The sequence below is a fragment of the Micromonospora sp. NPDC049891 genome, assembly GCF_040660295.1.
In the GTDB taxonomy this organism is placed as follows: domain Bacteria; phylum Actinomycetota; class Actinomycetes; order Mycobacteriales; family Micromonosporaceae; genus Micromonospora.
This window is the reverse complement of sequence record NZ_JBFAML010000014.1, coordinates 88,423-102,062: the sequence shown is the minus strand read 5'-3', so window position 1 is coordinate 102,062 and position 13,640 is coordinate 88,423. Positions and strand designations below refer to the sequence as shown.

Sequence of the window (13,640 nt, the reverse complement as noted above, 5' to 3'; positions counted from 1 at the left end):
CGCCGGGGCCGATCCTCAGCTCAGCGCGGCTCGTCGGTGCCGGTGTGCCGGGCCCGCCACTCGGGTGCCAACAGCGACCAGACCTCCAGGTCGATGCGCCCCTGAGGACCCGGCAACGCCTCCCGAAGGACACCGTCGCGGCGCATGCCCAGCCGGCGGGCGACCGCGATGCTGCGCACGTTTCCGGCATTGGTCCGCCACTCGACCCGGTGCAGCCCACGCTCGACGAGCACCCAGTCGATGATCCGTTCGACAGCCCTGGTCACCAGACCCCGCCCCTCGGCGGTCGGTTCCAACCAGCAACCCGCCTCACACCCGCCCGAGGCCGCGTTGAGCGACACCAGCAGCACCCCGCCGACCAGCCTGCCATCGGACCAGATCCCCCAGATGCCGCCGTCGTCCCGGGCCCACCGGTCGGCGTAACGCTGGAGCACGTGCCGCGCCCCGTCGAGATCGGTGGCCACGAAGGACGGCGACACCCACGGCGCGATGTGCTCCCGCGACCGGTCCAGGTTGGCCAGGAACTCCTCGGCGTGCCACGGGTTCAGCGGCCGCAGTTCGGCGTCCTCACCCAACGGTACGGCGAACATCAGCACCCTCCGACCCGCCGCATCGCGGCCATCGACGTGGCACGAAAGCCCAGCTCCCGGTAGAGCGGCTCCCCCTCCGGACTGGCCTTCAGGTCCACCGTGCGCACGCCCCGCGCGGCGAACCAGTCCAGCAACGCGACCAGGCAGGCCCGCGAGAAACCCCGCCGACGGTACGCCGGATCGGTCGCCACGTTGAAGACGTACCCGGACCTGCCGCCCGGGTCCACCGGACCGCCGAGCCGCAGGTCGACCACGCCGACCGCGCACGCGGCAAGCGTCCCAGGTCGGCCCGGCGCGTCCACCACGTAGGCGGCGAGGTCGGCCTCCAGGTCCGGCAGCTGTCGCCGGAGCGTACGCAGGGCGACATGCTGCCATTCGCCGGGCTCCGGCGGCGCACCACTCATCGCACCCAACATGATTGACCGCAACCGGACCAGTTCCCGGGCGTCGTCCACAGTCGCCCGCCGCACATCACCCACCGGCAGAGACTAGCCGTGTTCACATTTCCACCTGGCCCCCGGCCGCGCGGGCCTTCCTGCCACCGCCTGGACCCGACCGGTGCCGGCCTTCCGGTAGCGGTTGTCCGTCGAGCCCGTTCGGGCGTCAGATCGGGCGGCGGCCGGCGAAGCCGCAGTCGGCGCGGTGGTACCAGCGCACGTCGGTGTCCCCCTCCAGCCAGCACCAGAGCACCTGTCGGCCCTCACGTTCACCGGGGAAGTCGAGCAGCACCGGCGCCACGCTCTTGACCTCGATGCCGTGCTGCTGGATCTCGTCGAGGACCGCGTACAGCCGGGCCTCCAGGCCCTTGACCTCGGCCCGACCACCGAGCGCACTGAGCCCGTGTGCGGCCAGGTCGGCCTGCAACTCGGCCAGGTCGGCACGGACCCGGACCAGTTCGTCGATCCGGGGGTGCAGGGTGGCTACCAGGTGCCGGGCCTGGGCGAGAGTGAACACCGCGCCAGTATGCGCCACCCCACTCACCGCACCGATCCCCCACCACACTCCGGTACGCCGAAAACGCCCCGCTCCCCGTTGATCATGAGGTTAGCGGCAGTTTGAAGATCGACTACTGCCGCTAACCTCATGATCAACGCGGGTATCCGGGGGGGTGGGGTTACTCGGCCTGGGCGGCCAGTTCGCGGGCGCGGTCGCGGGCGGCTTCGAGGGCGGCCAGCAGGGCCGCGCGTACGCCGTGGTTCTCCAGTTCGCGGATGGCGGAGATGGTGGTGCCGGCGGGCGAGGTGACCGCCTCGCGCAGCTTCACCGGGTGTTCGCCGGAGTCGCGCAGCATGACCGCCGAGCCGATCGCGGTCTGCACGATCAGGTCGTGGGCCACCTGACGGGGCAGGCCCAGCAGGATGCCGGCGTCGGTCATCGCCTCGACGAGCAGGTAGAAGTAGGCCGGACCGGAGCCGGAGAGGGCGGTCACCGCGTCCTGCTGGGTTTCCGGCACCCGGATGGTCGCGCCCAGCGGCTTGAACATCTCCTCGGCCAGCGCCAGGTGTTCACCTGTGGCGTACGCGCCCGCCGAGATCGCGGTCATCGCCTGGTCCACCAGCGCAGGGGTGTTCGTCATCACCCGCACCACCGGGATGCCCTCGGGCAGCCGACGGCTGAAGAAGCTGCTCGGCAGGCCGGCGCAGAGCGAGATCAGCAGCTTGCCGGGCGGCACCTTGGGCCCGATCTCGTCCAGCAGCGCGGCGGCGTCCTGCGGCTTCACCGAGACGGCCAGCACCTCGGCCTCGTCCACGGCGGTGAGGTTGTCCACCACCCGCACGCCGTAGCGGGCGGCCAGTTCCTCGGCGCGTGCCGGACGGCGGGCGGTGGCCAGTAGCCGGTCCACCGGCCAGCCCGACCGCAGCAGCCCGGAGAGCATCAGCTCGCCGATCTTGCCCGCCCCGATCACCGCGACGGTGTGCACCCCGGCTGACACCTGGCGTACCCCCTTCGTGGGCCGGCGTCGCGGCGGGCCTGGCGGCCCGTCCGCGACGCCGGAACGACGATCAGCTGCCGAAGAAGACCTCAGCCTCGGCGTACCGCTCCAGCGGAACGGTCTTCAGCTCGGCGGTCGCGTCGGCGAGCGGGACGCGGACGATGTTGGTGCTCTGCATCGCGACCATCTTGCCCCAGTCACCCTCGTGGGCGGCGTCGATGGCCTGCAGGCCCAGCCGGGTGGCGAGCACCCGGTCGAACGCGGTGGGGGTGCCGCCGCGCTGGATGTGGCCGAGCACGACCGTGCGGGCCTCCTTGCCGGTCTTGGCCTCCAGCTGCTCGGCCAGCCACTGGCCGATGCCACCGAGGCGGACGTGACCGAACGCGTCCAGCTCCTGGTTCTGCAGGACCATCTGCCCCTCCAGCGGCTGGGCGCCCTCGGCGACCACGACGATCGGGGCGTACTGGTGCTGGAAACGCTTCTCGACGTAGCCGGCGACCTGCTCGACGTCGAAGTTCCGTTCGGGGAGCAGGATCACGTTGGCACCGCCGGCCAGGCCGGCGTGCAGGGCGATCCAGCCGGCGTGCCGGCCCATCACCTCGACCACCAGGGTGCGGTGGTGGCTCTCGGCGGTGGTGTGCAGTCGGTCGATCGCCTCCATGGCGATGTTGACGGCGGTGTCGAAGCCGAACGTGTAGTCGGTGGCACCGAGGTCGTTGTCGATGGTCTTCGGCACACCGATGACGTTGACGCCCAGCTCATGGAGCTTGGTGGCGACGCCGAGGGTGTCCTCACCGCCGATGGCGATGAGCGCGTCGACGCCCTGCGCGGCCAGGTTGTCCTTGATCCGCTCGACGCCGTTTTCGATCTTGAAGGGGTTGGTCCGGGAGGAGCCGAGGATCGTGCCGCCACGGGGCAGGATGCCGCGGACCTCCGCGATGCCGAGCGGGCGGGACAGCCCCTCCAGCGGACCCTTCCAACCGTCGCGGAAACCCACGAACTCGTGGCCGTAGCTGGCGACGCCCTTACGGACCACCGCCCGGATGACCGCGTTGAGACCCGGGCAGTCGCCGCCGCCGGTGAGCACGCCGATACGCATGATCCGCTCATCCTCCTGGGGAGCATCTGGTCAAGCCCGATCAAGCCCCAGGATATGTGTCAGCGCGGACCTCGGCACCGTTGCCGGCCCGGGGCGGGCCGTCCCTACGAACTGTAGTCGCCGCTCGGTACGGCCCACACCGCGCCCCGCTACCGGTCAGTAGCCGTCCTCGCGGCGATCGGTCGACGGCCCAGCGCTCGCCGCTGCGCCGACCGGGCCGATCAGGTCGGTCTGGCCACCCTGCGCGTCCCAGCATCGCGCGGCCGTGGTGTGCACGGCGACAAGCGTGAGACCCGCCGTCGCCGGACCGTCCGGAAACCACGCGGCCAGTCCCGGGTGCCACAGCCGCTCGGCGCGCGCCGGGTCAGGGTCGTCCCGGGCGCTGCCGGTGATCGAGGCCCAGACCTGCGCCTGCGGGTCGTGCAGGCTCATCTCGACCTCCGGGTTGACCCGCAGTTGGCGGACGGTCGCCGAGCCGGCGTACGCGAAGAACCACAGCTGCCCGTCGAACTCCGCCCGCTGGAGGGTCATCGGCCGACCCACCAGCCGACCGTCGAGGGAGATCGTGGTCAGTGTGCAGATCCGCGCGGCCCGGATCAGCTCGGTGATCCGGATCCGGGCCTGCCGGCCGCCGATCACCCCGCCGCTCACGTCGGTACTCCACTGCACCTGGTCACGCCGGAACTCCCTCGCCTCGGCCCGTCGGCGAACCCGGTGCCCGGGACAGCACGGGTCAAACCACCGAAATCCCGGATCTCACGAACCGGTCATCGCCCGCCACCGGGCCAGGTTGTGCCGGGCGTCGACCAACGCGTCGTGCCGGGCCGCCGCGGCGTTCGGCAGCGGGGGCCGCCCCCGGTCGTCCCACAGCTGCCGCAGCTCCTTGGTGTACCGGGGAATCTCCCGGGGCAGCGCCGGCATCGCGCCCCACAACTGCGCCAGCGCCACATGGTCGTACGCCGCGTACCAGGCCCACAGCTCCAACTCCTCGCCGGGGCGGCCCCGGATCGGCTCGACCAGGAAGTCGTACAGGTCGTCACGGATGCGCTCGCGGGACCGCCAGGACCGGTCAGCGGGAGAAGGCAGCTTGTCCAGCACGTTGCGGCGGACCCAGGGCACCGCCCGGGACGCGTCGAACTCGGTGGAGACCGCGTAGAACTCGCGGCCGTGCTCGTCGACGACGCCGATCGAGACCAGCTCGACGGTCCGGCCGTCCTCGATGAACTCGCAGTCGTAGAAGTAGCGGTAGGCCATCCGGACCATCCTCGCCGACGGTCACCGCGGCCCGTCGATCGGGTCGGCGGTGCCGGGAGCGCTTCCATGGGCCGCCGCGAGGTCACGCCCCAGCTCGAACCGGTCACGGAAGTGATTTGAGGGGTGTACAGCACGCGACCGGACCGTCATGATCTGATGTGTTACCGCTGCCGGACGCCGAACGGGTGTCGGATCACCTCGTCAGGGCCGCCAGGCTCACCCGGTGAGCGAATTGGGGTCCTTGACCGGGGAGGGGTGGGGCCGTGGAGATGCGCCTGCCGGAGCCGGGCGACGCGCTCACCGGCGTCGACATGTTCGCCGGGCTTGAGCCGGAGGTGCGCCAGCGGGTGGTCGCCGCAGCGGTGCCCCGCACGTACCGCAAGGGTCAGCTGCTGTTCGTGGAGAACGACCCGGGCGAGTCGCTGATCATCCTGCGGCGGGGTGCGGTGGCCGTGTTCCGGACCGCGCCCACCGGCGAGCGGGCGATCCTGACCGTGATGCGACCACCGGACGTGCTCGGTGAGGTCTCTCTGCTGGACGCCTCGACCCGGTCGACCTCGGCCGAGGCGATCGAGGACACCGCCGCGCTGGCATTGTCCCGTCCGGCGTTCATGGAGCTGGTGCATTCGAACGCACGCATCCTCGACGCCGTGATGCGGTCCCTCGGTGCGCTGATCCGCCGGCTGACCGAGCAGAACGCCGACCATGTCTTCCTCGACCTGCCCGGCCGGGTGGCCAAGACGCTGGTCCGGCTCGCCGGGGAGAGTCAGGCCCCGATGATCACCATAGAGCTGAACCAGAGCCAGCTCGCCGAGATGGCCGGCGGTTCCCGGCAGAGCGTCAACCAGGCGATCGGGTCGTTCGCCAACCGGGGTTGGCTGCGTACCGAGGGCCGGCGGATCGTCGTCACCGACGTGCCCGCGCTGCGCCGCCGCGCCGGCATGAACGAGCGCTGACCGGCCCGGCGCGGTCAACCAGGACGACGACATCAGGTACGCGAGCGGGGCCGGGACGATCGTCCCGGCCCCGCTCAGCTGTTCGGTCAGGGCTTGGTGCTGCCCGGCCCGACCCAGTCGGTGCCACCCGGTCCGACCCAGTCCGTGCCGTCCTTGCCACCGCCGGGCACCTCGCCGACGATCCCCTGCGCCTGCAACTGCGCGAGGGTGGCGGCGTCCACATCCACCGAGTCACCCGCGGAGTGGGCGACCCCGTTACCGTCGGTCCAGTCACTCTTCAGCATCACGTACACCATGGAGCTGTCCCCCTGATCAGCGGTCGTCGAATCGGCTGCCTGAATCTAGCCGTTCCGGAACGTGGTGAGCTGCCCGGCTGAGTGTCCACAAGCCAACAGCCCGGTACCCGACAATGCGTCGGACGGCGATACTCGATGCTGCGCCCCGGGGCGTCGGGGGCCTGCCAGTGGAGGGTGTCATCGCCGCGCAGTGTGACCGCTGTGGACGTACCGCCGCCGAGGGCGACCGCTTCTGCGGTGGCTGCGGCGCGGAACTCGGTGCCGTCTGCCCGCACTGCCTGCGCCCGCTCGCACCGGACGTGGCCTTCTGCACCTCCTGCGGCGCACCCCGCGCCGGCACGGACCTACCGGGGAGCCTCAACCAGGAGGATCGCCGCCGGGTCAGCGTGCTCTTCGTCGACCTGATCGACTTCACCCCGTACGTCGAGCGGGCCGACCCGGAGCTGGTCCGGGGCATGCAGACCGGCTTCTTCTCCGCTGCCCGGCGGGTGGTCGGCCAGTACGGCGGGGTGGTGGAGAAGTACATCGGCGACGCGGTGATGGCGCTTTTCGGTGCGCCGGTGGCCACCGAGACCGACGCGTTGCGGTGTGTCCGAGCCGGGTTGGAGTTGCAGCGGGTGCTGACCCGGTTCACCCCGACCGGCACCGACGGGTTGCGCTTCCGGGTCGGCGTGGCGACCGGGGAGGCGCTTGTCGACGTGGCCGCCGCCCGCGACGGTGGGCAGGCCATCGTCGCCGGCGACGTGGTCAACACCGCCTCCCGGTTGCAGTCGGCGGCGCCACCCGGCGGGGTGCTTGTCGACGGCGCGACGCACGCACTGACCCGGGACACCATCCGGTACGACGAGCAGCCCCCGGTCACCCTGCGCGGTCGGTCCGCACCGACCGAGGTGTGGCTGGCCCGGTCGGCAGTACGCCAGCAGCCCACTGATCGGGAACCGGACACCACCCCGCTGATCGACCGGGAACACGAGCTGGGCATGCTGGTCAACGCCCTGCACCGCAGCCTGCGCGACCGCCGTCCCCAGGTGGTGACCGTCTTCGGCCGGGCCGGCATCGGCAAGAGCCGACTGGTCCGCGAGTTGCACCGGCACACGAGCCGGCTGGTGGACGAGCCGCTGACCTGGCGGATCGGGCGGTGTCCACCGTTCGGCGAGAACGTCACGTTCGCCGCACTCGCCGACATCGTCAAGGCCGAGGCGGGCATCCTCGACACCGACCCGGCGGCCAGCGCCGCGCAACGACTGGCCACCGCCGTCGGTGAACTGGTCGGCGTGAACGAGCGGGACCGGGTGGCCGACGCGCTGCGTCCGCTGGTCGGGCTGGCCGGCAACCCGCTGCCGGCGGAGGAGGCGGAGTCGGCGTGGCGGCGGTTCCTGCTCGCCCTCGCGGCCCGTCGCCCCACCGTGCTGGTCTTCGAGGACCTGCACTGGGCCGATGACGCGATGCTGCGCTTCGTGGAGCTGCTCGGCGCGGCGGCCCGGGACGTACCGCTGCTGCTGCTGTGCACCGCCCGCCCCGAGCTTGTCGACCGGGATCCGAGCTGGGCGGGAACCATCACCGGCTCGGTCACCATCGCCCTGCCGCCGTTGCGGGACACCGGCATCGCCGCGTTGTACGCGCACATGTTCGGCCAGGCCGCGTTCTCCGCCGACCTGCTGACCCCGCTGATCGAGGTGGCCGGCGGCAATCCGCTCTACGCCCACGAGTACGTCCGGATGCTCATCGAGCAGGGGGCGCTGCGGCAGTCCGGACGCGGCTGGTCGCTGGAGAAGCACCTGGACCTGCCGATGCCGGAGAGCGTGCACGCGGTCATCGCCAACCGGGTCGACCTGCTCGACGCCAAGGACCGGGCGGTTCTGCTGGCCGCCGCGGTCGTCGGGGTGCAGTTCTGGCCGGGCGCGGTGGCCGCCGCCGTCGGCCAGCCTGTCGAGTCCGTCGAGCGGGCCCTGCGTCGGCTGGAACAGCGGGACTTCGTCCACGAGCAGGCCGCTTCCACGATGGCCGGTCAACCGGAGTACCGCTTCCGGCACGTCCTGGTCCGCGACGTGTGCTACCAGCGGCTGCCCCGTACCGAGCGGGTGGCCCGGCACGAACGCACCGCCGACTGGCTGGACACGCTGTCGCAGAGCCGGGACACCGACCTGGCCGAGGTGCTGGCCCACCACCGCTGGGCGGCGCACGAGATCGCCCGCTCGCTGGGCATGGAGACCCGCCGCTACGCCGCGCCGGCCCGGGCCGCGTTGCACCGGGCGGCGCGCCGGGCGTACGCGCTGCACGGGCTGGACGCCGCCGCCAGCCACGCGGCCCGGGCGCTCGGCCTGGCCGACGACTCCGATCCGGTGGGCCGCCTCCAGTTGGAGCTGCTCAGCACCGAGATCTCGTTCCACCGCGACGGCAACGCCTTCCTCTCCGGCGGTGGGCCGGAGCAGGTGCAGGCGCTCGCCGAGCGACTGCTCGCGTACGGCGACGAGGCGTGCGCGGCGCGGGCCTGGACGCTGCTCGGCCAGGCGGCGTGGCTGCGGGCCGACCGTCCGGCGGCGCTGGCCTGCCTGGACCGGGCGGTACGGCTGTTCGAGCCGCTACCGGACAGCGCGCAGAAGGCCGACGCCTTCGCCGAGCTGGGGCGGCTGCACATGCTCAACTACGAGCGTGATCCGGCCGTGGCGGCGGCCGACACGGCAGCGGAGATCGGTGAACGGCTCGGGCTGACCGAGATCCGCACCAACGCCCGGATCACCGCGGCCACCGCCCGTTACCAGGCCGGCGACCGGGCCGGGCTCGACGAGTTGTACACAATCGTCGAGTTCAGCCGGGCCGGTCAACTGCTCGCGTTGCCCCGGGCCACCCAGAACCTCGCCTACGCCGTCTGCGAGGAGGGCGACTGGGTGCGCTCCGACGCCCTGCTCTCGGCGGTCCCGGCGCGTACCGCGAGCGGGCAGACCCTGACCACCAGCTACTCCAGCGAGGCCATGCGGGCCTGGTTCGAGGGCGACTTCGGCCGGCTGCTCGCCGCCGCCGAGGCGTTCGTGGACACCCCGACGGGCAGCTGGGACATGCAGGTGCGCGGCCTGCGGTCGTGCCTGCTGGTGCTGCGGGGCCAGCCGGTGCCGCCGGGTCCGTCCGCCGATCAGTCCCCGCCCGGGACACCACCGCGCGACGACGTGGCGGCCGCGCTGGACTTCGCGCGGCGCAGCGGCTTCCACCGGCTGCACTGGACGATGCTCGCGATGGGCGCGTTGTGCCGCGCGGTACAGGGCCGCGTCGACGAGGCCGCCGCGCTCGTCGACGAGCTGGCCGAATCGTGGACGGCGGTGCCGGCGCTGGCCAGCGGCGAGTGGATCGCCGCGGCGAGTTGGGCGGCCAGCCTCGCCGGCCGCAAGCCCGCCGCCCGGGTACGCGCCATGCTCGACCAGGTCGGGCACCGTACGCCCTGGTCGGAGGCGGCGCTACGGACCGTGACCGGCGCGCTGGCCGGCGCCGACGACGACCACCGGCACGCCGCCGAGCTGCACCTGGCCGCCGCCGAGACGTACGCCGGCATCCCCGACGTCACCGACCGGATGCTGGCGCTGACCTTCGCGGTACGTGAACTGACCTTCGCCGGCGACCACGCGGCGGCCGGTGCACCCCTGGCCGAGCTGCGCGCCTTCGCCCACCGCAACGGCGCACCGGGCCTGCTCGCCCTGACCCACCCGCCCGCCGACGCCGCGCAGACCCTCGCCTGCTGAACCGCCGCCGGCCCGGCCCCTCTGCCCGGTCTGCGGCACTGGGTGGGCGGCTCAGGCCGCGACGGGTGTGGCGGGCGGCGTGGTGGTCGCGGCGGGCTGGGTCTTGAGCTTCTGGGCGTAGACGTCGACGTACTCGCGGCCGGAGAGCTCCATCAACTCGTACATGATCTCGTCGGTGACCGCGCGCTCGACGAACCGGTCTCCGGCCAGCCCGGCGTAGCGGGAGAAGTCCAGCGGCGGGCCGAAGCGGATCCGGACCCGCGCCAGGTTCGGGATGAGCTGACCGGGCGGCTGGATCTCGTCCAGGTTGAGCATCACCACCGGCACGACCGGCGCACCGCTCTCCAGCGCCAGCCGGGCGACTCCGGTCTTGCCCCGGTAGAGCCGACCGTCGGGCGAGCGGGTGCCCTCCGGGTAGATGCCGGCTACGCCACCGGACCGCAGCACGTTCAGCTGGGTGTCCAGTGCGGCGCGGGCGGCCCGGCCGCCGGAGCGGTCCACCGGGATGGTGCCGGTGCCGGTGAAGAACATCTTGGTCAGCCAGCCCTTGATCCCCTTGCCGGTGAAGTACTCCGCCTTGGCCACGAAGGTGACCTTCCGGGGCACGATCAGCGGCGTGAAGATCGAGTCGGAGAAGGAGAGGTGGTTGCTGGCCAGGATGACCGGTCCGGCAGCGGGTACGTGGTGCAGACCCTCCACCTGCGGCCGGAAGATGAGCCGCAGCAGCGGGCCGAGCAGCACGTACTTCAGCAGCCAGTAGAGCACCGGCATCCCTTCCCCAGGTGTTGATCACCGCGGACCGCGCCGGGTCGGGTGATCGTGTGGCACGAGCCTACGAACCACCGCCAGTCGCGGCAACGGACGCCCGGCCCGAAATCGCCCGTCACGTTCGGTGCCGGCCGGCTGGCCTCGGTACCTCAGGTCTCCGCGCTTTGCTCTGCTTCAACCCACGCAATAGTCACTTTCCGTATCGATTGTCATCCGGAACCCGACTTCCGCTGGCGCCGTCGTACCTGGTCAGGCAGCCTTGCGTTGGTTGAAGCAGAGCAAAGGATCGGGCGGGTGGTGGAAGGGCACGGCGGGCTCTGTCACGCTGGGTCGTCATCACCGAGGGTCGTCGCCTGCTCCACAGCGGTGCGACAGTTGGCAGTGGCGACGAGGCGCCCGGTCCGCGCCGACCGTACGCCGCGCCACAAGGCACTCCCCGAACCCACCCTCGACGTGTCACGATTCAGGGCACGGGGCGTGCGGGGGCGCGTCGAGGGGCTGCGGGGCGCGCCGGTGGCGCGATGAGGAGGATGGTCCGGTGTCAGCGGGTGGGGCCCGCCGGGGACGGCGGGACAACGGTCTCGACGCGAGCGAGTACGCCATCGCTGGCGACGTCGACCCGCGCGTCGGCGAGCACCTGCTCGACGTGCTGGCCGCCGGCGGCATTGCCGCCTACCTGCAACCGTCGGCCGACCTGAATCCGGTGACCCGCACCACCACCGTGCCGTCGCGGCCGGTGGACCGGCTCTACGTCGACCGCTCCCACCTGAGCACCGCCCGGGACTACCTCAGCCAGCTCGCCGACGAGACCGGCGGTGCCCGCGCCAGCGAGGAACCGGACATCGACGCCGAGTGGGAGCGGATCGTCGCCGGCTTCCACACCCCGACCGACACCGGCGACCACCCGTGGCCCGCCGCAGAGAACGTGGACGACCAGGCCGGCCGGGGCGGTGGCACGGCCACCGCCACCCGGCCCGGCTCCGAGGAGCCGGGTCCGACCGCCACCGACGTACGCCGGCTGCCGTACGCCGCCGACATCTCCGGCGTCTCGGTGGGACGTGGCCCCCGGGACGGGGAGGGGCCGTCACTGCTGGACGGCCTGGACACCTTCGGCGCGGAGCTGCCCGACGACCCGGACGACGACGAGCGCTACGTTCCGCCACCGCCTCCGCCGCTGCCCCGGGTGTCGAAGTTCGCGATGGCCGGCATCCTCGCCGTGCTGCTCGGCTTCGTGCTGTTCCTCTTCCCCGATCTGCTCCCCGCCGACCAGGGGATCGTGACGCTGCTCGGCTTCACCGGCATCCTCGCCGGCTTCGTCACGCTGGTGTGGCGGCTGCGACCGGGTGACGCCGACGACCGCGACCCGGACGACGGCGCCGTCGTCTGATTCGCCGCGCAGGGTAGCCGCCCGGATACCGGGACGCCGACCGCCACGCCGACGCGCGTAACAGTGGTGTAACTTACTGTCAGTAGGAATACCGCAGTACGTCACGTCACCCGCCGACTGCCCGGTTGTTCCTCCCTCGTGGCGGTCACTCCCCTGCTGATCGGAATGCCCGAGATGCGACAGAGTTCCCTCGTGGTGGTGGCCAACCGCCTACCCATCGACGACAGCGTGGCCCCCGACGGTGCCTGCGAGTGGCGCCGCAGCCCCGGTGGGCTGGTCAGCGCCCTGCACCCGCTGCTGCGCCACACCCCCGCGACCTGGGTCGGCTGGGCCGGCGGGACCGGTCCCGCGCCCGCCCTGCCCGACATCGACGGGGTACGCATGCGTTCCGTGCCGCTCAGCGGCGAAGACCTGCGCGACCACTACGAGGGTTTCGCCAACGCGACCCTCTGGCCGATCTACCACGACGCGGTCGAGCAGCCGCAGCACCACCGGCGCTGGTGGGACGCCTACCTTCGGGTCAACCAGCGGTTCGCCGAGGCCACCGCGCAGGTCGCCGAGCCCGGCGCGGTGGTCTGGGTGCAGGACTACCACCTGCAACTGGTACCGGGGCTGCTCCGCACCCTCCGACCCGACCTGCGCATCGGCTTCTTCCTGCACGTGCCGTTCCCGCCGCCGGAACTGTTCATGCAGTTGCCCCGCCGGGCCGAGCTGCTGCGCGGGATGCTCGGCGCCGACCTGGTCGGCTTCCAACGCGCCCAGGCGGCGCACAATTTCGCCCAGTTGGTGACGAAGGTGCTGGGGCTGCCGGCCACCGACCGGCGGATCGGGATCGAGGACCGGGTGGTGCGCATCGGTGCGTTCCCGGTGTCGATCGACACCGTCGAGATGGCCGCGCTGGCCGACCGCCCGGACGTGGCCGACCGGGCTCGCCGGCTGCGCCACGACCTGGGCAGCCCCGACCAGGTGGTCCTCAGCGTCGACCGGATGGACTACACAAAGGGCATCGAGCAGCGACTCAAGGCCTACAGCGAGTTGCTCGCTGGCGGGCACGTGAAGGTCCGCGACACGGTGCTGGTGCAGGTGGCGGTACCCAGCCGGGAGCGGGTCAGCCAGTACCAGATCCTCCGGGACCGGGTCGAGCGGGAGGTCGGGCGGATCAACGGCGAGTTCGGCCGGGTAGGTGAGCCCGCGATCCACTACCTCACCCAGCCGTTCGACCGCGCCGAACTGGCCGCGCTCTACCGGGTCGCCGACGTGATGGCGGTGACCCCGCTACGCGACGGCATGAACCTGGTCGCCAAGGAGTACGTCGCCGCCCGGGTCGACGACACCGGCGCGCTGCTGCTCAGCGAGTTCGCCGGGTCCGCCGCCGAGCTGCCGCAGGCGTACCTGGTCAACCCGCACGACCTGGAAGGGCTCAAGCAGGGCCTGCTGGCGGCGTTGCGGGCCGACCCCGCCGACGTACGGGAGCGGATGCGGGCCATGCGCGCGCACCTGCACGAACACGACATCCGCGCCTGGGCCCGCTCCTATCTGTCCACTTTGGATCAGAGCGGCTCGATGCTCAGCCGCCTCGGCGGCGGCTGACCCCCAGCCCGCCCAGCCCGCCCGGCCACGCCCGCG

Annotated in this window: 13 protein-coding genes; 4 read left to right on the top strand and 9 right to left on the bottom strand. The window is 72.1% G+C overall.

The genetic code is table 11. The features are described 5' to 3' along the window. Positions 1 to 20 precede the first annotated feature (20 nt). From AB0I71_RS19270 to AB0I71_RS19240, 7 genes are all read right to left on the bottom strand, one after another. A complete protein-coding gene (locus tag AB0I71_RS19270; RefSeq protein ID WP_357586386.1) occupies positions 21 to 590 on the bottom strand; it encodes a GNAT family protein in 570 nt (189 codons plus the stop codon). Then, complete coding sequence (locus tag AB0I71_RS19265) at positions 590 to 1,069, bottom strand: GNAT family N-acetyltransferase (RefSeq protein WP_357586384.1); 480 nt, start codon at positions 1,067 to 1,069, stop codon at positions 590 to 592. Before AB0I71_RS19265 ends, AB0I71_RS19270 begins: the two co-directional genes overlap by 1 nt. A 124-nt stretch (positions 1,070 to 1,193) precedes the next feature. After that, the gene (locus AB0I71_RS19260; RefSeq protein ID WP_357586382.1) at positions 1,194 to 1,544 is read right to left on the bottom strand and encodes a DUF2203 domain-containing protein; all 351 of its coding nucleotides are present in this window, start codon (positions 1,542 to 1,544) and stop codon (positions 1,194 to 1,196) included. A 160-nt stretch (positions 1,545 to 1,704) separates the two neighbouring features. Further along, on the bottom strand, positions 1,705 to 2,523 hold the full coding sequence (proC, locus tag AB0I71_RS19255) for a pyrroline-5-carboxylate reductase (protein WP_357586380.1): 819 nt from the start codon (positions 2,521 to 2,523) through the stop codon (positions 1,705 to 1,707). 70 nt (positions 2,524 to 2,593) lie between these two features. Continuing rightward, positions 2,594 to 3,622: a 6-phosphofructokinase gene (locus tag AB0I71_RS19250; protein WP_204007838.1), complete on the bottom strand. Its 1,029-nt coding sequence runs from the start codon at positions 3,620 to 3,622 to the stop codon at positions 2,594 to 2,596. Between the two features lie 156 nt (positions 3,623 to 3,778). Continuing rightward, positions 3,779 to 4,273, bottom strand: coding sequence for a pyridoxamine 5'-phosphate oxidase family protein (locus AB0I71_RS19245; protein WP_357586378.1), 495 nt, complete (start codon positions 4,271 to 4,273; stop codon positions 3,779 to 3,781). Positions 4,274 to 4,378: 105 nt separating this feature from the next. After that, complete coding sequence (locus AB0I71_RS19240; RefSeq protein WP_357586376.1) at positions 4,379 to 4,876, bottom strand: polyadenylate-specific 3'-exoribonuclease AS; 498 nt, start codon at positions 4,874 to 4,876, stop codon at positions 4,379 to 4,381. A gap of 263 nt (positions 4,877 to 5,139) precedes the next feature. Between AB0I71_RS19240 and AB0I71_RS19235 the strand changes: the two genes are divergently transcribed. Then, positions 5,140 to 5,832, top strand: coding sequence for a Crp/Fnr family transcriptional regulator (locus AB0I71_RS19235; RefSeq protein WP_093401197.1), 693 nt, complete (start codon positions 5,140 to 5,142; stop codon positions 5,830 to 5,832). 86 nt (positions 5,833 to 5,918) lie between these two features. On the opposite strand, the gene AB0I71_RS19230 is transcribed toward AB0I71_RS19235, so the two are convergent. Further along, positions 5,919 to 6,128: a hypothetical protein gene (locus AB0I71_RS19230; RefSeq protein ID WP_210830200.1), complete on the bottom strand. Its 210-nt coding sequence runs from the start codon at positions 6,126 to 6,128 to the stop codon at positions 5,919 to 5,921. 167 nt (positions 6,129 to 6,295) lie between these two features. Here AB0I71_RS19230 and AB0I71_RS19225 point away from each other — a divergent pair, with 167 nt between their 5' ends. After that, positions 6,296 to 9,859 (top strand): adenylate/guanylate cyclase domain-containing protein, encoded by a 3,564-nt coding sequence (locus AB0I71_RS19225; RefSeq protein WP_357586373.1) that lies wholly within the window; start codon positions 6,296 to 6,298, stop codon positions 9,857 to 9,859. Between the two features lie 51 nt (positions 9,860 to 9,910). Here the strand turns inward: AB0I71_RS19225 and AB0I71_RS19220 are convergent, their stop codons facing one another. Further along, positions 9,911 to 10,624 carry a lysophospholipid acyltransferase family protein gene (locus tag AB0I71_RS19220; RefSeq protein WP_357586371.1) on the bottom strand — a complete coding sequence of 238 codons (714 nt, stop codon included), beginning with the start codon at positions 10,622 to 10,624 and terminating at the stop codon, positions 9,911 to 9,913. Positions 10,625 to 11,165: 541 nt separating this feature from the next. On the opposite strand from AB0I71_RS19220, the gene AB0I71_RS19215 reads away from it, so the two are divergent. Together AB0I71_RS19215 and AB0I71_RS19210 are read left to right on the top strand one after the other, a co-directional pair. Next, positions 11,166 to 12,014 (top strand): DUF308 domain-containing protein, encoded by an 849-nt coding sequence (locus AB0I71_RS19215; protein WP_357586369.1) that lies wholly within the window; start codon positions 11,166 to 11,168, stop codon positions 12,012 to 12,014. Between the two features lie 174 nt (positions 12,015 to 12,188). Then, the gene (locus AB0I71_RS19210; RefSeq protein WP_357586367.1) at positions 12,189 to 13,604 is read left to right on the top strand and encodes a trehalose-6-phosphate synthase; all 1,416 of its coding nucleotides are present in this window, start codon (positions 12,189 to 12,191) and stop codon (positions 13,602 to 13,604) included. Positions 13,605 to 13,640 lie beyond the last annotated feature (36 nt).